11 protein-coding genes are annotated in these 21,673 nt (G+C 69.0%); 3 read left to right on the top strand and 8 right to left on the bottom strand.

Annotated features, from left to right (window positions below; translation table 11 throughout):
* The first annotated feature begins 345 nt into the window (after positions 1-345).
* Both rpoD and VKP62_02135 read left to right on the top strand, forming a co-directional pair.
* The gene (gene rpoD / locus VKP62_02140; protein ID MEB3195979.1) at positions 346-1,290 is read left to right on the top strand and encodes an RNA polymerase sigma factor RpoD; all 945 of its coding nucleotides are present in this window, start codon (positions 346-348) and stop codon (positions 1,288-1,290) included.
* A 42-nt stretch (positions 1,291-1,332) separates the two neighbouring features.
* A complete protein-coding gene (locus VKP62_02135; GenBank protein ID MEB3195978.1) occupies positions 1,333-2,214 on the top strand; it encodes a methyltransferase domain-containing protein in 882 nt (293 codons plus the stop codon).
* A gap of 7 nt (positions 2,215-2,221) precedes the next feature.
* Here VKP62_02135 and VKP62_02130 read toward each other — a convergent pair whose 3' ends face one another.
* From VKP62_02130 to VKP62_02100, 7 genes are all read right to left on the bottom strand, one after another.
* Positions 2,222-3,604 (bottom strand): clostripain-related cysteine peptidase, encoded by a 1,383-nt coding sequence (locus VKP62_02130; GenBank protein ID MEB3195977.1) that lies wholly within the window; start codon positions 3,602-3,604, stop codon positions 2,222-2,224.
* Between the two features lie 201 nt (positions 3,605-3,805).
* Positions 3,806-5,227, bottom strand: coding sequence for a glutamate synthase subunit beta (locus tag VKP62_02125; protein MEB3195976.1), 1,422 nt, complete (start codon positions 5,225-5,227; stop codon positions 3,806-3,808).
* Positions 5,228-5,258: 31 nt separating this feature from the next.
* Entirely contained in the window at positions 5,259-9,923 is a 4,665-nt protein-coding gene (locus VKP62_02120; GenBank protein ID MEB3195975.1) for a glutamate synthase-related protein, read from the bottom strand.
* Positions 9,924-10,036: 113 nt separating this feature from the next.
* Positions 10,037-10,867, bottom strand: a complete 831-nt coding sequence (locus VKP62_02115) for a DUF5677 domain-containing protein (protein ID MEB3195974.1) — start codon at positions 10,865-10,867, stop codon at positions 10,037-10,039.
* On the bottom strand, positions 10,845-11,915 hold the full coding sequence (locus VKP62_02110; GenBank protein MEB3195973.1) for a carboxypeptidase-like regulatory domain-containing protein: 1,071 nt from the start codon (positions 11,913-11,915) through the stop codon (positions 10,845-10,847). The genes VKP62_02115 and VKP62_02110 overlap by 23 nt, the downstream gene beginning before the upstream one ends.
* Positions 11,916-12,058: 143 nt before the next feature.
* A complete protein-coding gene (locus VKP62_02105) occupies positions 12,059-13,168 on the bottom strand; it encodes a hypothetical protein (protein MEB3195972.1) in 1,110 nt (369 codons plus the stop codon).
* A 392-nt stretch (positions 13,169-13,560) separates the two neighbouring features.
* Entirely contained in the window at positions 13,561-14,490 is a 930-nt protein-coding gene (locus VKP62_02100; protein ID MEB3195971.1) for a hypothetical protein, read from the bottom strand.
* A gap of 147 nt (positions 14,491-14,637) precedes the next feature.
* Between VKP62_02100 and VKP62_02095 the strand changes: the two genes are divergently transcribed.
* The gene (locus VKP62_02095; GenBank protein ID MEB3195970.1) at positions 14,638-19,248 is read left to right on the top strand and encodes a GAF domain-containing protein; all 4,611 of its coding nucleotides are present in this window, start codon (positions 14,638-14,640) and stop codon (positions 19,246-19,248) included.
* Between the two features lie 19 nt (positions 19,249-19,267).
* Here the strand turns inward: VKP62_02095 and VKP62_02090 are convergent, their stop codons facing one another.
* Complete coding sequence (locus VKP62_02090; protein ID MEB3195969.1) at positions 19,268-21,406, bottom strand: FAD-dependent oxidoreductase; 2,139 nt, start codon at positions 21,404-21,406, stop codon at positions 19,268-19,270.
* Positions 21,407-21,673 lie beyond the last annotated feature (267 nt).

The raw sequence follows: 21,673 nt of genomic DNA, 5'->3' as shown, positions 1-21,673 counted from the left end.
ATTTTTCTGGGCCGAACGAGACATAAATCACCGCGCGGCCATGGTGCGTGGACATAATCTGAAGACGCACGGCATTCCCGGCCGGGATGCTGTGCGCCCGTGGTCGGCCACGCTTGTTTCGGGGTGTCATTCCTGGACAGGCGATGCTCGCGGGATGACCGTTGACAAGGTGGGGCCACCTTAATATAACTTTACATGCTCGGGCCCCAGACAGGCGTCATGCGTTCGAAATCGGCTTTTGACGCCCACTGAGGGCAAATCAGGAGGGACCCCATGCAAACCACGATCCTGGATCACCTCGAAGGCAACACCACCAGCCTGGAGGAGGTCGTTCCAGCCGACGAACTGGAAGAACTCGAGTCCTCCGCCGGGGAACTCGAGGCGGAGTCCTTCGATGCCGATGAAGTGGCCAACGAGGTGGCCAGTGAAGCGGCCAAGCTGGCGGCCAGTGGCACCACGGCCGATTCCGTGCGGCTCTATCTGCGCCGCATCGGCCGCATCCCGCTGTTGAACGGCAAGGAAGAGGCCGACCTGGCCCGGCGCATCGCCGAGGGCGGTCCCGGAGCGGATCGCGCCCGCAAGAAGCTGACCGAGGCCAACCTGCGCCTGGTCGTCTCGATTGCCAAGAAGTACGCGGGCCGGGGCCTGACCATGCTTGACCTGATCCAGGAAGGCAACCTGGGCCTCATGAAGGCCGTCGAGAAGTTCGACTACAAGAAGGGCTTCAAGTTCTCGACCTATGCCACCTGGTGGATCCGTCAGGCCATGACCCGGGCGATCGCCGACCAGGGCCGCACGATTCGCATCCCCGTGCACATGCTCGAAGCGGTCAATCGCTTCAAGCGCACTCACCGTGACCTGATCCAGCGCCTGGGGCGGACGCCCACGGGCGACGAGGTGGCCCTGGAGATGGGGGTCACCTTGGCCAAGGTGCAGGAAATTCTCGAATTGCCGGGCGAGCCGGCCTCGCTCGACACCCCGGTGGGCAAGGAAGATGACGCTCGCCTCGGCGAGTTCATCGAGGACGAAAGCGCCCCGGCCCCGGTCGACGGCGTGGCGCGCAGCCTGCTGCGCGAAGACATTCTCGACGTGTTGAACACGCTGTCTCATCGCGAGCGCCAGGTGTTGCTGCTGCGTTTCGGCCTGGAAGACGGCCAGGAGCGGACCTTGGAGCAGGTGGGCCAGTGTTTCGGCGTGACGCGCGAGCGCATCCGCCAGCTGGAGGCCAAGGCACTGCGCAAGCTGCGTCACCCCAGCCGGCACAAGTGGCTCAAGGACTACACGGCCTGAGCGAAGGCTCGCGCCCTCCTGCTGAAGTTTCACCTGCCGCAGATGTCATCTTACCTGCTTCAGCGCCTGCGTTTCTTCTGTCGCAAGTTTGCGCTGGGCTTTCAAAACACGGATCTGGTACTGGACGTAGGCAGTGGCAACGATCCGCACCCGCGAGCAGATGTCCTGTGCGACAAGTTCGTCTCGGATGACACCGAGCGTCAAGGGTCGCTCACGGTCGATCGTCCCCTGGTGGGTGGCGACTTGGAGCATCTGCCGTTTCGCGATCGGGCCTTTGGCTTTGCGATTGCCTCCCACGTCCTGGAACACGTGTCGGATCCTGAACGGGCAGCCGGAGAGCTGTCACGCGTGGCCCGACGCGGCTATGTCGAAACGCCGGCCGAATTTGGCGGCAAGCTCATGGATCTACCCGGCCATCGCTGGTACGTTCGCGAGGAAGGCAGCCAGCTGGTCTTCACCGGGAAGAGCCAGGCGATGTATGACGATGTGATCAATCACGTGGCATTCACGCTGTGGGGGCAGCGTGACGATGCCTGGATGCGGTTTTTTTACGCGCATCGGGAGCTGTTTTTCGTCGAACATCGCTGGGATGAGTCGCTCGCGGTGCGCGTGCTCGGCGAAGCCAGCTTGGTGACGGCCGAGGCGTCCTTCATCGGGGCGGATGTGGAGCGGACGCTCAGCAAGGCGGTGGACCGCTCCCCGCGGGCCCGCCTCAAGCACGCCATCCGCGATTATTATCGGAGCCCGCTTTACGGTCCTCGGCGCCCCGTCGAGCTGTCGCAGTTGTGCGTCTGTCCTATCTGTCGGGGTACGCTCCGCTGGGAGCCGCAGGCCATCCACTGTACCGCTTGTCAGGCCTCCTTCCCGCAAGCGGAGGCCGATGGTTGCGCGGTTCCGATGTTGTTGCGGGACCTGGCCCGCTGAGCAGGGCCTATTCCTTCGCGTCGGCGTTCACGGCCGTGAGCATGTCGTCCCAGGCGCTGTCCTTCGCGAAGCGGGTGTCCTGGTAGCGCGTCTTCACGAACTGTTGCAGGGCCGCGCGCTCCTTGGCTGCCAGGGTCCGCGGGGGCAGCAGGATCGACAGGCCGTTGGCGGCTGAACCGTAGCCGTCTTTCTCGTGCAGCATGGCGTCTGCTTGGGCCTTGCGCGTGCGTTCGACCGCTTCGCGCACGCCAGGATCCTTGACGTGCTTGGCCAGCTGAGCCGTGAAGGCCCAGAGGTCGCGCTGATATTTTTCGTGCTCACCGAAGTTCGGCACGGCGTCGTAGGCCGTGAGGATGGCCGTGCGCTCCTTGGGCAGGGCCGCCAGCACGGCACGCGCCAGGCCATTGAGGGCGGTCTTGAGCTCGTCGAGCCGGCCGATGTCGATCGCCGCCATCGTGACGTAGCCGCTGTGCTGGTTGTGGCCGGCGTTGCTGTGCTTGCCGAGCCCGGCGATCGCCAGCTTGCGGGCCAGTTCGGCGGGTTCCTCGTCGGCGGCCGCGAGCGTGTCGAAGAGCTTGGTCATGGTGAGGTTGGAGTTGTCGACGGAGTAGCTGACGTCCTCGCTGGCGATCGCGTAACGGGTCGTGCCACGCAGCTCGTAGAGCGCTTCGACATTGCCCATCAGGCAGGCGCGGAAGTAGATGGCATCGAGCGTGCGTCCTTTGAGGCCCTGGCGCAGCGCCTCGGACAGCTCGGGCAGGCGCATGATCGGCTGTTGCTCCGCTTTGGGGAGGGGTTTGCCGGCCAGGTCGGTCTGGTTCTCATCGGTGCCGATGCCGAAGACGCCTCCGCCGTGGGTGTAGATCTGCAGGTATTTGCGGCGCGCGGGATACTGGTCGAGCGCATAGCCCAGCACCTGGGAGAACACCTTGGGATGGTTGGAGGCGACCTCGGTCACGCCCGGCGCCAGCGGGCTGCCAGGGTTTTTGATCGTGTCGGGGTCCCGGTCGGCAGCCTGGAGGTAATGCAGTCGGGCATCGCCTTGCTCCTTGCCGTCACGGAACACCAGGTTGTGCACCTTGCTCTGGGGCATGTCGTCCAGCATCTTCAGCATGCCAAGCGATTGCGGGCTCTGGTGCTTGGTGTCGTCGGTCATGAGGTAGGTGAGCTTGACGGCCCGCCGGGTGTCTTCTACGCGGGGCAGCACCGGGGCGATCCGGAAGTCGGCATAGGCCGCGCCACCCAGCTTGCGCCGCCCGCTCGCGCCGAAGTCCTCCGAGCCGGAGGGGCCCGTAGGCACGACCGGGCTGGTGCCGCAGCCGGCCATCAGGCTGAGGCCGACCAGGCCGAGCAGGTGCAGTCGCAAGGAGTGGGGCAGGGATCGAGGCACGCGGTGGCTCTCCTTTGGCGGCAGGCGGGACGGACGCATGGCGTCACTCGCAGGAATATCCCGCCTGAGGGTCCACGACATTCTTATTCACCGATAAAGCCAAGGTTAATAAATGGCGATTCGCCCGCCCGTGTTCAGCCCCCGCCGGTGGCGGGTCAGGGCTTGCGCTCGGCCACGCCGCGACGTTCGGGCCGAGGCCACTCAGCGCGGCAGCGCGCTCGTGCCCATCATGTAGACATCGACCGCCCGCGCACACTGCCGCCCTTCGCGGATCGCCCAGACCACCAGGGATTGCCCGCGCCGCATGTCGCCCGCCGCGAAGAGCTTGTCGACGGAGCAGCGGTAGCCCTCCTGGTCGGCCAGCACATGGCCCCGGGCATCGCGGGCCACGCCCGCCTGCGCGAGCAACCCCGCCGGCTCCGGTCCGCTGAAGCCCAGGGCGAGCAGCACCAGGTCTGCCTGCAAGCGGAACTCGGAACCAGGCAGCTCCTGCATCTGGCCGCCTTCCCAAGACAGCCGGCTGGCCACCAGGGTCTCGACCCGTCCCTCACGCCCTTCGAAACGCTTGGTGGCCACGGCCCAGTCGCGCCGGCAGCCCTCCTCATGGGAGCTGCTGGTGCGGAGCTTGACCGGCCAGTAGGGCCAATGACCCGGTTTTTCCGCGCTCGCGGGGGGTTGGGGCAGCAACTCGAACTGGGTCACCGAGGCCGCGCCCTGTCGATTGGCCGTGCCCACGCAGTCGGCGCCCGTGTCGCCGCCCCCGATCACCACCACGTGCTTGCCGGAGGCCGTGATCTGCCCGGGCAGAGGATCCCCGGCGACGACCCGGTTCTGCTGGGCCAGGTAATCCATGGCCAGGTGCACACCGAGCAGTTCTCGCCCCGGCACCGGCAGGTCGCGGGCCCGCTCGGCGCCGCCGGCCAGCACCACCGCATCGAAGTCCGTCAGCAGATCCGACAGGGCCAGGCTGACACCCACGTGCACGCCGGTACGGAACTCGACACCCTCCGCGCGCAGCTGCGCGACCCGGCGGTCGATCAGGCGCTTCTCCAGCTTGAAGTCGGGGATGCCGTAGCGCAACAGGCCACCCACGCGGTCGGCCTTTTCGAACACCACCACCGCGTGGCCCACGCGGGCCAGCTGCTGGGCGCAGGCAAGCCCGGCCGGGCCGGAACCGACCACGGCCACACGTTTGCCGGTCTGCTGCGCGGGCGGTTGAGGCAGCACCCAGCCCGCTTCCCAGGCCTTGTCGATGATCGCCTGCTCGATCGACTTGATGCCCACTGCTTCGTCGTTGATGGCCAGGGTGCAGGCGGCTTCACAGGGGGCCGGGCAGACACGGCCCGTGAATTCCGGGAAATTGTTGGTGGCATGCAGGGCCGCGAGCGCCTCTTGCCAGTTTTGCCGGTAGACCAGGTCGTTCCAATCCGGGATGGCATTGGCCACTGGACAGCCATTCATGCAAAAGGGGGTCCCGCAGTCCATGCAGCGCGCGCCTTGCAGCACGGCCTGCCCGTCGCCCAGGGGCGAGACAAATTCGCGCCAGTGGGTCAGGCGTGCCTCGGGCGCCTCGACGCGGGGGCTTTGGCGCGCGTGGTCCAGGAAACCGGTGACCTTGCCCATCGGGGAGTTCTCCTTCCGCAGCGGCGGATCGTCAGGCCGGCAGCAACTGCTCGCTGGCCGCGAGCGTGCCCAGCGCGTGGCGGTAGGCGTGGGGAAATACCTTGATGAAGCGGGTGCGGGAAAGCTCCCAGTGGTCGAGCAGGCGCCGCGCCCGCTGGCTGCCCGTCAGCTGCGCGTGGGCTTCGAGCAGGCGTCGCACGATCGCCTCGTCCGCTTCCCCGAGGTGCCAGAGGGCGCGGGGCAGCGTCGCGCTCTGCTCGGCCTCACCGAGCAACGGCTCACGCGCCACCATGGCCGGGTTGCAGTGGGCCTCGAAGCGACCCTCCTCGTCGAGCACGTAGGCGATACCGCCCGACATCCCGGCGGCGAAATTGCGCCCCGTTCGCCCCAGCACCACCACGGTGCCACCTGTCATGTACTCGCAGCCGTGATCGCCTGTTCCCTCGACCACTGCCTGGGCCCCGGAGTTGCGCACCGCGAAGCGCTCGCCCGCCACGCCCCGGAAGTAGGCTTCTCCGCTGATGGCGCCGTAGAGTACGGCATTGCCGGTGATCACGTTGTCGGCCGCCGCGCCGCGGAAGTTCGGCGACGGCTGCACCACCAGGCGGCCTCCGGAGAGTCCCTTGCCGCAGTAATCGTTGGTTTCGCCTGTCAGGGTCAGGGTGATGCCACGGGCCAGGAAGGCGCCCAGGCTCTGGCCGGCCGAGCCCTCCAATGCCACCTGGATCGTGTCATCCGGAAGACCCGCATGGCCGTGGCGCCGGGCCACCTCGCCCGCGAGCATGGTGCCGACGCTGCGGTGGATGTTGCGGATCGGCAGGGCCAGCCGCACGGGCTCTCCACGTGCCAGCGCGGGTTGCGCCTGCGCGATCAGTTGGTGGTCGAGTGCCTGCGCGAGCCCGTGGTCCTGGCGTTCACTCTGGCGCCGGGCGACCTCCGCTGCGACCGTCGGCTGGTGGAAGATGCGGCTGAAATCCAGGCCTCGGGCCTTCCAGTGGGCCACGCCCGACTGGGTGTCGAGCAGATCGGCGCGGCCGATCATGTCCTCGAAGCGTCGGAAGCCCAGGGCGGACATCCATTCGCGCACTTCCTCGGCGACGAAAAAGAAGTAGTTGATGACGTGCTCCGGCTTGCCGGCAAACTTCCGACGCAGCACCGGGTCCTGCGTGGCGATGCCGACGGGGCAGGTGTTGAGGTGGCACTTGCGCATCATGATGCAGCCCTGGGCCACCAGTGGCGCGGTGGCGAAGCCGAATTCGTCGGCCCCGAGCAAGGCGCCGATCACCACGTCACGCCCGGTTTTCAACTGACCGTCCACCTGCACCGCGATCCGCCCGCGCAGCTGGTTCAGCACCAGGGTTTGCTGGGCCTCTGCCAGGCCCAGTTCCCACGGGGCGCCGGCATGCATGATCGACGACCACGGGCTGGCGCCGGTCCCGCCGTCGTGGCCGGAGATGGTCAGGTGGTCGGCCTTGGCCTTGGCCACGCCCGCGGCGATGGTGCCCACGCCCACCTCCGCCACCAGCTTGACGCTGATCGAGGCCAGCGGGTTGGCGTTTTTCAGGTCGTGGATCAGCTGCGCGAGGTCCTCGATCGAGTAGATGTCGTGGTGGGGCGGCGGTGAGATCAACTCCACGCCAGGGGTGGAGTAGCGCTGTTCGGCGATGTAGGCCGAAACCTTTTCCCCCGGCAACTGCCCCCCCTCGCCTGGCTTGGCGCCTTGGGCCATCTTGATCTGGATTTGCTCCGCGCTGTTCAGGTAGTCGGCCGTGACACCGAAGCGGCCCGAGGCCACCTGCTTGATCTTCGATTTCAGCGAATCTCCGGGTTGCAGCGGGCGGTCGACCTCGACCCTGGTCGGCCCGAGCCGAGAGCGCAACGTCTCGCCCTCGCCGATCGGCGCGTAGCGCCGCCGATCCTCGCCGCCCTCGCCGGAATTCGATTTGCCGCCGATCCGGTTCATGGCCAGCGCCAGGTTGGTATGTGCCTCGGTCGAGATCGAGCCCAGCGACATCGCGCCGGTGGCAAACCGTCGGACGATCGCGGCGGCCGGCTCCACCTCGTCGAGCGGCACCGGGGTACACGCTGCGAGGCGGAAGGTGAACAACCCGCGCAGGGTCATGTGGCGCTCGGATTGGTCGTTGATCAGCCGCGCATACTCGCGGTAAGTGGTGGCGTCATTGGCGCGCGTGGCGTGTTGCAGCTTGGCGATCGCCTCCGGCGTCCACATGTGTTGCTCGCCCTGCACGCGCCAGGCATAGTCGCCGCCGACCTCCAGCCTCGACTCGGGGCCTGCGGCCGGCCCGAAGGCCTGACGGTGAATGCCCAAGGCCTCTTCGGCCAGTTCGAACAGGCCCAGGCCCTCGATCTGAGAGGCCGTCCCTGCAAAGTAGCGGTCGACCAGCGCGCGGGACAGCCCGACGGCCTCGAAGATCTGGGCGCCGGTGTAGGACATGTAGGTCGAGATGCCCATCTTGGCCATCACCTTGCGCAGTCCCTTGCCGATCGCCTTGATGTAGTTGGCGACGCCTTGGGCCGGGTCTTCCGGCGAGAGTTGCTGCACCGTCTCCAGGGCCAGCGAGGGGTGAACGGCCTCGGCCCCGTAGCCGGCCAGCAGTGCGATGTGATGCACCTCGCGTGCCGAACCGGTATCGACCACCAGGCCCACGCGCGTGCGCAGCCCGCGATCCACCAGGTGTTGATGCACGGCCGACAGGGCCAGCAGGGCCGGGATGGCCACCCGACTGGCGTCTTGATGTCGGTCCGAGACGATCAGGATCGAGGCCCCCGAACGCACGGCATCCTCGGCCTCCCCGGCCAGGCTGGCCAGGTGCGCCTCGATCGCGGCCGGCCCCCAGGCCAACGGGTAGGTGATGTCGAGTTCGTGGGCCTGGAACAGCCCATCGCTCAGCGGCGCGATCCGCCTGAGCTTCTCCATCTGGTCAAAGTCCAGTATCGGTTGACTCACCTCCAGCCGGAGCGGGGGGTTGTGCTCGTCGATGCCGAGCAGGTTGGGCTTGGGCCCGATGAATGACACCAGCGAGGTCACCAGTTCCTCGCGGATCGGGTCGATCGGCGGGTTGGTGACCTGGGCGAACAGCTGCTTGAAGTAGTGGTACAGGCTCTTGGGACGGTGCGAGAGCACGGCCAGCGGGGTGTCGTTGCCCATGGACCCGGTCGGTTCGACCCCCTGGGCGGCCATGGGCGCGAGCAGGAACTTGAGGTCCTCCTGGGTGTAACCGAAGGCCCGCTGGCGGAGGCCCAGCGTCACGGCGGGTGGGGAAGGCGTCGCAGCCGGCGCAGGGGCTTCCATGTCGTCGAGTCGGACCCGCAGACGATCGTTCCATTCGGCGTAGGGCCGGGCGGTGGCCAGCGTGGTCTTGATCTCCTCGTCGTCGATGATGCGGCCCTGTTCGAGGTCGACCAGGAACATCTTGCCGGGTTGCAGCCGCCCTTTCCGTAAAATCTGCTCCTCCGGGATCGGCAAGCAGCCCGCTTCGGAGGCCAGAATCACCGTGTCATCGGCCGTCACCACGTAACGGGCCGGGCGCAACCCGTTGCGATCCAGGGTCGCCCCGATCTGGCGGCCATCGCTGAAGGCGAGCGCCGCCGGGCCGTCCCAGGGCTCCATCAGGGCCGCGTGATAGGCGTAGAAGGCGCGCCGGTTGGCGTCCATGAGGGCGTGGCCTTCCCAGGCCTCGGGGATCATCATCATGATCGCGTGGGCGAGCGAGTAACCCGCCATGACCAGCAACTCGAGCGCATTGTCGAATGAGGCCGAGTCGGATTGGCCGGGGTAGATCAGCGGCCAGAGCTTGTCGAGATCCTCGCCCAGCACCGGGCTGGCGATCGCCCCCTGGCGCGCCCGCAAGCGGTTGAGGTTGCCCCGCAGCGTGTTGATTTCCCCGTTGTGGGCGACCAGCCGGAAGGGATGCGCCAGGTCCCAGGTTGGAAAGGTGTTGGTGGAGAAGCGCTGATGCACCAGCGCCAGCGCCGACACCAGCCGCGGATCCTGCAGGTCGAGGTAATACGAACCGACCTGTTCGGGCATCAGCAGCCCCTTGTAGACGATCGTGCGCGCGGAGAGCGAGGGGACGTAGAACTCGGTGCCGTGGGCCAGCCCCAGCGCCCGGATGGCGTGTCCGGCCCGCTTGCGGATCACGTAGAGTTTGCGCTCCAGAGCGTCCGTCACCCGGATGCCCGCTCCCCGGCCGATGAACACTTGCCGGATCACAGGTTCGACTTGCCGCACGGACTCGCCGAGGTCGCGGCAGTCGACCGGCACGTCGCGCCAACCCAGCAGGGTCTGCCCCTCCGCCCGCACCGCGCGCGCGATCTCCTGCTCGCAGGCCAGGCGTGAGGCCGGTTCGCGCGGCAGAAAGACCATGCCGACGCCGTACTGGCCGGGCGGGGGCAGGGCAACGCCCTGGGTGGCCATTTCAGCGCGCAGGAAGGCGTCCGGCACCTGGATCAGGATGCCGGCCCCGTCCGAGGCCTTCGGGTCGGCACCGACGGCCCCGCGGTGCGTCAGGTTGCGCAGGATCGTCAGGCCCTGCTGGACGAGGGCATGGCTTTTGCGCCCCTTGATGTCGGCGATGAACCCGACCCCACAGGCGTCATGCTCGTGCAGGCCGTCGTAGAGACCTTGGGGGGCGGGCAAGCGGGGATGCGACATCGGGGACCTCACGTCTGCGATGCCACGTTGCATCGCCCAGTGTGGACCGATCATCGTCCCCAGGGAGCACCACCCACGCCTGGCCAGACCGGGAGGCGCGAGCCTCACCACCATACCTGCTGGGGCCGGGCCTTTCAAGAGGGGTGCATGAACACCTTGGCCAGTTGGGGCGAGCAGAGGCGCGCGCAGCGGCGCGTCACCTCGGCCGCCAGGGACCACAAGGCCTCGTGCATGTCGGCCGCCAGCGGCAGCGTGTCGGGCGGGGCCTGCAGGCCGTACGCCTGCCCCCGGGCAGCGCGGAAATGAGCGAGGGCCTCGCCATCCGAGTGGGCCAGCCCCGAATACTGGGCAAAGGCGATGCGCAGCCGGGCGGGCAGCTGGACCTCGACCGCCTTCACGCTGACCCGCGCCAGGGCCTCGCGGCGCACCTTGGTCGGGGGCAACGCCAGCTGGGTGGACAGCGTGGCCAGCAGGGCGTCCGCCTTGGCCCGATAGGCCTGCGCAGCCTGCCGCAAGGGCGCTTGCGCCTCTGGCGCCGCTTGCTCGGCCAGCCCCTCCAGGTACTGGGCATTGGCCCAGGCCTGCTTCAGGCTGACCATCTCGGCGCGCACCTGCTGGCGGGCCGGGTCCTGAACCACCCAGAGATAGGCGAACAGCTGCTCGATCACGCTGCGCACCAGGATGCCGGCGTCGCTCCAGAGCTCGGCCTGCAGTAGCAGCACGGTGGCGCGCGTGCTGGCGATCGCCTTGGCCAGGTGGCAGAGCGCCAGGTCCTCGGCCGGGGTGGGCTCGGGCAAGTTCCAGACCACGCCCGCCTGCAGGTTTTCTGCCAGGGTGCGCAGCGCTGCCAGGCCCAGGGCCGGCTCCGCCGTCGAGGTCGCGAGGGGCCGCGGAGGCCAATCAGCCTGCGTCATGATCGTGCGGTCGCGGTTGTCCGCGTCTTCAGCGTGTCGGGTCTCCTGCACCCGCCAGCCGGGCTTTCAGCTTGTCGAAGCGGTCCCCCAGGGCCGGGTCCCGCTGACGCAATTTGAGGAAGGTCGCGCGCAGGCGATCAGCCAGCAAGGCATCGGGCAACAGGCCGGGATCAGCGGCCAGAAGCTTGGCGATGCGCTCGCGCAGCTCGCGCTCCTCCGACGCCGCGATTTGGGCGAGCAGGTCATTGGCGTTCTTGCGTTCCGCCAGCACCTCCCGCAGCACGAAGCGGCTGCTCAGGGCGCTGACCACGTCGATGTCGAGCGCGTCGCCAGCGGCTCGGTCGCGCGGCGCCAGCGCCTCCAGCGCGCCTCGCTTGCCCAGACTGACCACCAAGCGGTAGCTTCCTGCCGGCAGGTCCTTGCGGAAGGCATAGCGGCCCTGGTCGTCCGTCCGTGACACCAGCGGTTTACCTTGCTGGTTGCGGATGGGGTTGCCGGCAGCATCGACCAAGCGCACCCAGGCCCGCCCGAGCGGTTTCTGGCCTGTCAGGGCCAGCAGCTGGCGACCGGGCGTGGCGAGCGGCGCCCACTCGTGTGCCGCGACCCCGGCCAGTCCGGCCGCCGGAAGCTCCGGGACCTCGTTGATCAGCTTGGCCAGGTCGGCGCCCTGCCAGGCGTCCGGGTCATCCAGGTAGGCCGGCAAGGCCGACACCTGGCCCGTCAGGCCGACCTCCACCGGCGCCATGCCGGCCAGTTCGCTCACCTCCGCCAGCCCGTCGGCCGACGGCGCAGCCGGCGCCGGCGGCGGGGCGGCCGATGCCAAGGGCACGGGAGCCATCTGTGGAGGCGAGGGCGGAACGAGCTCCGCCGGATTCTTGTTCGGCACGATGGGCGCCTTGGCCGCGCCGGCGGCGAGGCCCGAACTGTCCTCCCCCAGAATCTGGTTCGGGTTCAGCAGCGGATTCCAGCCAGGGCCGCTGCCGATCGCGCCCTGTCCAGGCAGGGTCGTGCGGGTGCTGGTGCAGCCGGATAGGCCCGGCCCCAGCAGGCCGGCGAGCAGGCAGCAGGAGAGCAGAACGTGAAGCGGGCGTTTTTTCATGGTGGCGTTTTTGTACCCACCCAAAGCCCCCTTCCACGTGCCGGCCAGGTGACGGAGCCCCCCTGATCACCCTGGCCACCGAGGCAGCCTCGACCCTTTCGGTCCAGGCTGCCTCGGTCTCACGTCGGGTTGGCCAGAGGGATTCAGCGTGCCTGGCCGATGGGGCTGACGATGCCTGGCATCGGTCGGCTGGTCGCCGCTGGCATCGGTACCACCCGCACGAGGCCGCAGTGCTCCGGCAGCGAGAGCTGGCCGTCGCCATCCTGGTCGAGCCGGCGGAACGTCTCGAGCGCCGGGTCCCGGAACTTGAAGTTTGCGGGGGCGCCGATCAGCGGGATCGGCTGGTCCTTGCGCCATTCCTCGAAGTTCAAACCGCCGTCCTGGTTGGCATCCAGATCGAAGAAACGCTGCTCGCAAGGATCCACCGGCGGCGGGGCTACCAGGCCCAGGAATTCGGCCTGGGACAGCCAGCCGTTGCCGTCCTGGTCTTTGCCGTGAAATTCGGCCGCGATCGGGTCGAAGACGGGCGAGGTCGGCCGGGGCTTGCTCACGCTGAGCTTGCGTATCACGGCGGCGTCCGTGCTGGAGATGACCGTCACGTGAGCCTCAGGCGGCGCCGCAGGGACCGTGAATACCGGCGTGTCGTTACACCCGCTGAAGGGGTAAGCCGCTCGGTACTCCTTGAGGCTCAGCTGGTCATCGCCATCCCGGTCGGCCTGGTAGAACGCGTCCAGACCACAGGGTTGTTCCGGATCGCCATCGACAAAGTCGATCAGCGCGGCGACCTGACCGGTGACGGTCTCGGGCGCGAGCTTCACGCTCATCGACACCACGGTGGTCTTGTTGGCCAGCACGCGCTCGGTTTGAAGTCCCTGGCCGATCGCGTGGCCCTCGCCATCGTAGGCCGTCACGGCAAACTCGACCGGTCCCACCGCCACGTTTTTGAAGGCGACATCGACCTTCGCCACGAGCATCTCGCGGCGCTCGAGGCGCCGCTGCTGGCTGTTGCCGCGGGCGTCGCGCAGGCTCAACTCCACCGATTCGATGTCGGTCCGCTTGGCCAGCGTCCGGTAGAGCTTCGCCGCGGGTTGCAATCCGGGGAAGCGGACCGTCACGGTGCCGCTCTGGGCATTGATGGCAGGTTTCTTCAGGCTGCTGGTCTTCACGATGGGCATGCCCTCGAGGCGCGCGCAGGCGGGCAGCACGGTGCCGGCAACCAGGGCGAGGGTCAGCAGGCGGATGGGCTGGAACACGGGGAACCTCCTTCGGGTGTCGCGCAGGGCGACGAGCACCACTGGGGGATGAGCGATAGCCACTTTTGGTTTGTATACTAATTTTGTATACCGGTATATGCGCAGACCGGTCAAGGGACTTGCGTTAATTTTTGGTTAATGGGTTCGAGGGTCCAGGCCACCGTCGGCGTCATGGGGGGCACCCTTGTCGCGACGCCGCCCGAGCGTCATCGGCGCCTCGTTCCTCCGTGGGCTTCAGGCGGCTTGCTCTCGCCGCTGAGCGCTCTCAGCGCGAGGCGTGTGACCGTGCTGAGCCTCGCCTTCGCGGGGGCGTCGAACTCCCCGACGGCATGGCTGTCGTGGACGCTTCCCCTGCCGGTGAAGGCTTGACGTCCGTCCGCGCGGCGTCGCGATCAGGCGAACTGGGGCAGCTGCTCGGGCGGGAACAGGTCCGCCAGTTCCAGCGTTCGGTGGAAGCCCTGGACCAGGGTCTGCAAGGCCTGCAGGGTGGTTTCGATCTCCCGCTCGCCCTGATGCAGTTCAAGCGCCCGCTTGAGGCGCTGGCAGGTCGTCTCGGCCTCGGAGAGTTGTCCGACGGTCCTGGGATAGCGACGTAACCGCTGGGCGAGCTTGCGGGCGGTGTTGGCTTCCTCGTTCTGGATGGTCTTGATCGCCAGGGAGCGGGTCGGGTCGAGCATGAGGCCGATCAGGCGGATGATCTCCAGGCGAGGGGCCATGTGGGCGAGCGTCCGCTGGGCGGTCTGGATCAAGGCCAGGTCAGGAGCGGAGACACTGGATTCTGCCGCAGCCCCCTCGACGGGGTGGCGCGTGGCCGCCGGGGCCAGCGGGCGCGACACAGGGGGAGAAGGGCGCAGTTCCTGGGTCGGCGGCAGCGGGAAGACTTCCGATAGCACCGGATCCGCCTGAAAAAAGGTCGGCAAGCGGCTCAAGAAGGTCACGCCGCGCCTGGCTTCCTCGATTTCAGGCGCCGCAGGGCGTCCGTGGGTCAGCGCTTGCGCCAGCGCGTCGAACGCTTGCTGGGTCTGCGCCCATTGCCCGCAGACCCGCGTGACCAGACCACCGAGCGCGCTGGCTTCGGTCAGGGTCTGGACCACGTAGGCCACCACCATTTCGCCCTTCGGGGAGAGCACCGGTGGCTTGGCCGGGGTTTGCGGGAAGCTGACGCCTCGGCGCCGGCAGGCCTCCACCAGCAGGCCCACCCGAGGCGCCAGGCGGGCCATGGTGGCGCGGCTCTTGTCGAGCATGGCGGCCGCCTGGAAAGGGTTCAGCAGCGGCAGTTCCGAGGCGACCGGGCTTTGCGGCGGAATGGCGTCGGGAGTCACAGAGGTTGCTTCCTCGGGGCACCGGGGCGCGATGGGGCAAGGGGTTCTTCAGTATAACCCACCCCTCTGTGACCCCCCACACGCCCCTGGGAGCTTGGGGCGCGGCAGGCTATAATGAGGCCCCCAAATCAAGGAGACTGTGCTGCGATGACCACGCCCGTGCTTCCTGCTCGCTATACCGCCCGGCGCAGCCTGGGGGAGGGCGGCATGGGGGAGGTGCACCTGGTTCATGACCAGGAGCGGGACCTCGAAATGGCGCTCAAGTGCCTGCACGCTCACCAGGGCGCCGGGGACGCTACCTATCTGTTCCGCCAGGAATTTGGCGCGATGATGTCGTTGCGCCACCCCAACCTGGTGGCTGGTTATGATTACGGCGTGCTGGCGGACGATCGCCCCTACTTCACCATGGAAGCGGTGATGGGGCCGGAGCTGGCGCCTACCCGGCAGGATGAGGCCGCCATCCGGGCCTGGCTGCCCGGCCTGCTGGCAGGCCTGGATTACTTGCACGGCCGTGGCTTCGTGCACGGCGACCTCAAACCCGAGAACATTCGCTTCACGGCGGATGGCACGCCCAAGCTGATGGACCTTGGCCTGCTGACGCCGATGGGCCGGCGGGCGGGGGCCATTCGTGGCTCGGTCTGGTACATGGCTCCGGAGGTGATCCAGCAAGGACCCCTCGATGCGCGAGCCGACCTTTACGCGCTGGGCGCAATCCTGTTTCAGGTGCTGACGGGACGCCCCCCGTTCACCCACGAAGACACCCTGGTCCTGCTGCGCCAGCACCTCGAGGCCCCCGTGCCGCCTTTGCGTGACCTGGCCCCGAACGTGTCGCCTGAACTGGCCGAGCTGGTCCTGCGCCTGCTGGCCAAACGCCCTGCGCAACGGCCGACCAGTGCCGGGGCGGTCCTGGCGGAATTGGGTTTGCCGGTGTCGGGGGCGTCCTGCCTGTCCCTGCTGGGTGCGCCCATCATCGGCCGAGAAGGGGCCCAGGCGCGCCTGGCGGAATGGCTGGCCGCCGACACACCGCGCATGGTGCTCTCCGGGCCCGTAGGCGTCGGCAAGTCGCGCTTGCTGGAGGCCGTGCGGGCCGAGGCCATGCTGGCGGGGCAGCGGGTCGTCCGCCTGCAGGGCGCAGGGCCGGATGCGCCGCCCTACCAGGCGCTGCAGCCGCTCATCCGGAGCTGGCTGGCCGTGTCGTCCCCCACGCGCGACCGCCTGGCCCCGATTCTCGTCAAGTTGATGCCTGAACTGGACGTTCCTCCCGCGCCTGCCATTGATTCGGTTCAGGAGCGGGCGCGCCTGCACGGGGCGTTGGCCGAGCTGGCACGGGAGCAATTGCCCTCGGCGCTCTGGATTGTGGATGACGGCGATCGCCTGGATCCGGCCAGTCGGGAGTTGCTCGATGCCTTGCGCCGTCAGGGGGATTCGGTCAGCTGGCGCTGGCTGGAGGCCTGTGATGCCTTGCCGGAGGCTGCCGGCGAGCCGTTCGCATCCCTGCCGCTCGGGCCGCTGACCGAAGCGGCGGTGCTGGATCTGGCGCGCGCCTTGCTGGGCCAGGACAGCCTGCCGACCCCCGTGGTGATCCGCCTGCCCCAGCTGAGTGGCGGCATTCCGGCCACGGTCGAGGGCATCCTGACCCACTGGTTGCAGGCCGGCGCGCTGTTTCGCGAGGGGGCAGGCTGGGTGGCTTCCGCCGAAGAGGCCTTCGCCTTGCCGGCCGACCTCTCCCTGGTGCTGGACCAGCGGTTGGCTTCGCTGTCCGAGACAGCCCGCCAGCTGGCGAGCCTGGCCGCCGTGCTGGGGGCGCGCGGCTCCCTGCCGCTGCTGGCTGCCGTGGCGGCGCTGGATGAGCTGGCCTGGTTCAATGCCCTGGCGGCGCTCGAGGCGGCTGATTGCCTGATCCTGGAGGCCCAGGAGTATCGCTTTGCCCGGCCCCTGCAGGCCCTGACCCTGGCGCATGGCGTGCCGGAAGCGCAGCGTCGTGAGTGGGCGGGGGCTGCGGCGGCCTGGCTGCAGGCCCGCTGGCCCCAGGCGCCGGAGGATCCCGCCGTGCCCCTGGAATCGCTGCTCGCGCTGGCCCGCTTCGGGCTGGCCGGCGCGTCGCCACTGAGCGCCCTGCCCTGGGTGCGGGCGGTCGCCGACCGGCTAATCGCCCTGTTCGCGCTCGAGGTGGCGAGCGAGTTGCTCCTGTTGGCACTGGCGGTGCCGGAGCTGCCCGCCGAACAGGCCCTTCCGCTTCAGCTTCAGCTGGCGGAGGTGCGCCGCCATCAGGGGCGTTCGGATGATGCCTTGAGCCTGCTTGAGGGCCAGGGCCTGCTGGTCCAGGCGGCCGAGCGGGGGCTGGGGGGCCTGGCGCGGGTGACCACCAGTTATGGCGTGCTCCTGATGACCAAGGCGCGCTACGCCGATGCCCTGGTGGCCTTTGAACGTGCGGCTGAACTGGCCCAAGGCGAAGCGGACCTGGAAGAACAGGTGCGGGCCGGGCGTTTCGCGGGCCGCACCTGCTACTTTATGGGGCAGAATGCCGCTGCGCTGAGCCATCTGGAGCGGGCGGTCAACACCGCGCGAGGCGGTGGACTGGAAGGGCCGCTGGCCAGTGCGCTGGGCGTTTACGGTTACGTGCTGGCTGCGTCGGAGGGGGCACGTCTGTCTGAAGGTCTGGCCCTGCTGACGGAGGCCGCCGACCTGCACCGCGCGCAATCCAATGCCGTGGCCCTGGCCGAGATGCTTTCCACGCGCGGCTCCCTGCTGCTGACTGCCTCCCGCTTCGGCGAGGCCAGGGCGACTTTCACGGAAGTCCTGCCCCTGGCCGGGCGGCTCGGGATTCCGGTAACGGTCATGACGGCCCAGCTGAACCTGGCCGCCGTCGCGCTCGAATGCGGCGAACTGGTCGAGGCGCGGCGCCAGGCTGAGGCCGTCCTGCAGCTGGCAGGCAGTCTCGGGCGACGCTTCTATCTGGCGCATGCCCTGGGCATCCGTGGGCTGGTGGGTGTGCTTCAGGGCGATCTGGCCAGCGGTTGGGCCAGCCTGGAGGAGAGTCTCGGTCTGGCGCTGGAGATGGGCAACAAGGTGCTCGAAGCGGCGGTGCGGGTGCGCCGGCTGGAGGCGTTGCTCGTGCTGGGACGCGCTTCCGAGGCGCAAACCGAACTGGCCGCCGCGCGCCGCCTGGTGCAGGAGTCTCACTCCCATGAACACGACGCCAAGCTGGCGCTGGGCGCGTGCCTGATCGACCTGCTCGAAGACCTGCGCCGGGCCGGCCCCTCGCGGGAGGCCGGCAGCGCACTGCTGGCCATCGGCACGCTGGGGAGCCGGCCGGATACCCAGGCGCGGCTGGCGGCTCACGTCGAGCAGGCCCGTGGCCTGGGGGCGGTCCCGCTGGCCCACGCGCAGCGCTGGCAGGGGGCACTGGCCCTGTATGCGGGGGATGCGCCGGCGGCCCTGCCGGCGCTCGCGTCGGCCCGCGGTTTGGCCGAACAGGAGGGGCTGGTGCTGCTCGGCGCCGAGCTCGATGGTTTGCTGGCCTGGGCGCGCGCGGCGAACGCCGCTGACGAGGGCCTGCTGGGCCCGTTGCAGGCGGCCCTGGTGGTGGCGCGTTCGCAGGGGGCAAGCGTTCAGCTTCACTGGCTGGAGGCCGCGCTTGCCGAACTTCAGGGCGAACCCCGGGCCCGCCGGGAGGCGGCGCGGGCCGTGCGCGCGCTGGCCGAGGGGCTGTCGGGCGAGCATCAGGCGGCCTGGCAGCTCTGGCCGGAGCGAAGCCGCGTCCTGGCGACCCGCCCTGTGCCTCCCTCAGCTGCGGATGCCCGCCTCGCGGAGGTGCTGGAGCTGGCCAGCACGCTGGACCCGCTGGCCGGTCACGACAACGTGGTGCAGGCGGCGTTGCGCATGCTGGTCGATTTCACCGGGGCCGAACGGGCCTTCTTGCTGCGCTACGACGACGCGGAGGTCAGCCACCGGGCCTTCTACGGGATGACGCCGCAGGAGTCGGAAGCCTTCTCGGTCACGCTGGCCGACCAGGTTTACTGGAGCGGCGAGGCTGTTTACATCGAGGACGTGCAGGCGGATGCGCGACTGGGACAGCAGCTGAGCATCCAGGCGCTGGGCGTGCGGACCGTGTTTGGCCTGCCGTTGCGCTGGGGCGGCGAGGTGATCGGCGTGATCATGGCCGACAGCCGGGAGGTGCAGGCCGACTTCACCTCCCGCGATCTGCCACTGGGACTGGCCCTGGCCGATCAGGTGGCCCGGGCGCTGCACCTGGCCCGGGAGCTGGAGCGGGCCGACACGGCGGTCTTGGAGGGCGATCGCCTGTTCGCCCTGGCACTGGCCACCGCCGGGGCCCGCGACCTGGAAACCTTTCTGCGTCCCGTGGCGGCCGAGGCCCTTGCCCTGACCGGGGCGGACCGCTGCTTCCTGGTCACGGGCGAGACGCTCGTGCCGAGGGCCGCCTTCGATGCTCAGGGGCAATGGCTGCCGGCCGGCACGCACGAACTGTCCACCACGGTCTGTCGCTGGGTGCTGGAACATGGCGAGAGCCTGTACCTGCCGGATGCCTCGAGTGACGAGGGCTTTCAGCATCAAAAGAGCGTCATGGCGCTGGCCCTGCGCATGGTCTTTGCCGTGCCCGTCAGCCACGATGGGGAGCGACTGGGGGTCCTGTACCTGCACTCCGGCCGGGTCGGCCGCGAAGACCCGGCCCTGCTGCGTCAACTCGCGCGTTTGGGCGAGCTGGTGGGCGCCTTTCTGGCGCGCAGCGAGGCCTGACCGCGCTGCTCCCGGGCCGTCAGCCCCGCCGCCAGGCGTGGTAGCGGGCCACCCAGCGCAACAGGCCCTCGGGGGCGTGGGCGCGCTTCCAAGCGCCCGCCACCTGCTTGTTGGCCTCCATGAGGGTGGGATAGACGTGGACCGTCCCGAGGATCGCATTCAGCCCCAGGTTGTGGCGCATGGCCAGCCCCCATTCCGCGATCAGCTCCCCGGCCTGACGGCCCACGATGGTGACGCCCAGGATCCGGTCCCGTCCGGGGGGCGTGAGGACCTGCACGAACCCTTCGGTCTCGCCCTCGGCGATCGCCCGGTCGAGGTCTGCGAGCGCATAGCGCGTCACCTCGAAGGCCAGCCCCTGAGCGGTGGCCTCCTCGCTCGTCAGTCCGACCCGCGCCACCTCGGGCTCGCTGAACACGGCCTGGGGCATGACGCGGGCATCGAGCGGAAATGAGCGAAACGGGGCCACGAGCGCATTCACCGCGGCATACCAGGCCTGGTGGGCGGCCGCGTGGGTCAGTTGCCAGCGTCCGACCACGTCGCCGGCGGCATAGATGTGGGGGATTTCCGTGCGCAGGCAGTCGTCCACCTGAAGGCCATCCTCGCGGAGCAATCCCAGCCCTTCCAGTCCGAGGCCCGTCAGGCGGGGCGTGCGTCCCACGGCCACCAGCACGGCATCGAAGGCGAGGCGCACGGGTTGCCCCGCCTGCGTGGCGAGCAGCGTTTTCTCACCGCCCACCAGCTCGAACGCGTTGGCTTCACAGCGGGTCAAGACCCGCACACCTTCCGCGGTGAAACGCGTTTCCAGGGCCTCGGAGGCGGCCGGCTCCTCGCGCGGCAGTAGCCGGGAGGCCTGTTCCACGATCGTGACGGCCGAGCCGAACCGGGCCAGGGCTTGCCCCAGTTCGCAGCCGATCGGCCCCCCGCCCAGCACCAGCAGGCGGGCGGGCAGCTGCGACAGCGACCAGACCGTCTCGGAGGTGAGGTAACCCATCTCGGCCAGGCCGGGAATGGCCGGCACGCGCGGCGCGGCCCCGCTGGCCAGGACCACGCTGCGGGTCGTGAGCTGGGTTTGGCTGCCGTCGGCATGGCGGATCACGACCTGCCAGGGCGTCACCAGGCGGGCCTGGCCCGTGAGCACCTCGACCCCCAGCGCGGTGTAGCGTTCGATCGAGTCATGCGGCGCGATGGCCGCGACCACGCGCTGCACCCGGGCCATGAGCTGGGCGAAGTCAAATGTCGCCTGGATGGGGGGGAAGCCCAGGCTTTCGGCCCGCTGCAACTCGGCCACGAAACGGGCCGCGCGTAACAGGGCCTTGGAGGGCACACAGCCGGTGTTGAGGCAGTCGCCCCCCATGCGATCCTGCTCGACCAGGGTCACCTTGGCCCGCACGGCGGCCGCCAGATAGGCGGTGACCAGCCCGGCGCTGCCGCCGCCAATCACGACCAGGTTGCGGTCGAAGCGACGCGGACGTGGATGGCCGGCCAGGCGTCGGCGCCGTTGCCAGGCTCGCGAGAGTCCGCGAGCCAGCCAGGGGAACAAGGCCAGCAGCGCAAAGGCGCCCCACAGCCTGGGCGAGAGGATATCGGCCAGGCTGGTGAGACGCGCGAGTTCGGTGCCCGCATTCACGTAAACCAGCGTGCCCGGCAGCATGCCCAGCTGGCTGACCCAGGCAAAGGTACGCACGGGCATGGCCGTCAGCCCCAGCGCCAGGTTCACCAGGAAGAACGGCACCACCGGCACCAGCCGCAAGCTCAGCAGGAAATGGGCGCCGTCGCGGCGCACCCCCGCATCGAGGCGGGCCGACTGGTCGGGAAATCGGGCCAGGACCGCATCGCGCAACAGGTAGCGGGCCCCCAGGAAGGCCAGGCTGGCGCCGAGCGTGGAGGCCAGCGAGACCAGCACGGTTCCCCAGGCCAGGCCGAACATGGCCCCGCCCGCCAGGGTCAGCAAGGTGGCCCCGGGAAACGAGAGGGCCGTGGCCACGACGTAGACGGCCACGAAGGCCGCGGCCGAGCCGCCCGGGTGGGCCGTGGTCCAACCTCGCCAGGCCTGATGCTGGGCTTGCAAGGCCTCCAGCGACAGCCAGGGGGCCAGCGCCCACGCCGCACCGGCGACCAGCACCGACAGGGCGATCAGCAGCAGCCAGCGAGGGGACACGGAACCTCCTGCATCTTGGTGTTGCGCCCTCGCGAGCACACGCGTTCAGGCCTGCTCGTCGTCGGCTCGCTGCCGGCGCTTGCCCTCAGGGGGCATTCAGGCCTCTCGACTCCAGGCCTCGTTTTCCCCACTGAGCGCCCCATGATGGCGCACGAAGCGCTGATCGAGCCAGTTTTTCCAGCGCCAGACCCAGCCCCCGGAGGCGGCCAGGGGGCCCCACAGGGCGATCGCCTGGCCCGGGCCGCTGCCGAGCAGGGCCAGGCTGAT

This window comes from Candidatus Sericytochromatia bacterium (assembly GCA_035285325.1).
GTDB lineage: Bacteria > Cyanobacteriota > Sericytochromatia > S15B-MN24 > JAQBPE01 > JAYKJB01.
The sequence above is the reverse complement of the archived record's forward strand: the minus strand, read 5'-3'. Positions and strand labels throughout refer to the sequence as shown.

What these genes read in the sequence shown, in the direction of transcription:
- VKP62_02125 (MEB3195976.1), bottom strand. Translation starts at nt 5,227, where the DNA reads ATGGGCAAGGTCACCGGTTTCCTGGACCACGCGCGCCAAAGCCCCCGC.
- VKP62_02095 (MEB3195970.1), top strand. Translation starts at nt 14,638, where the DNA reads ATGACCACGCCCGTGCTTCCTGCTCGCTATACCGCCCGGCGCAGCCTG.
- VKP62_02135 (MEB3195978.1), top strand. Translation starts at nt 1,333, where the DNA reads ATGTCATCTTACCTGCTTCAGCGCCTGCGTTTCTTCTGTCGCAAGTTT.
- VKP62_02110 (MEB3195973.1), bottom strand. Translation starts at nt 11,915, where the DNA reads ATGAAAAAACGCCCGCTTCACGTTCTGCTCTCCTGCTGCCTGCTCGCC.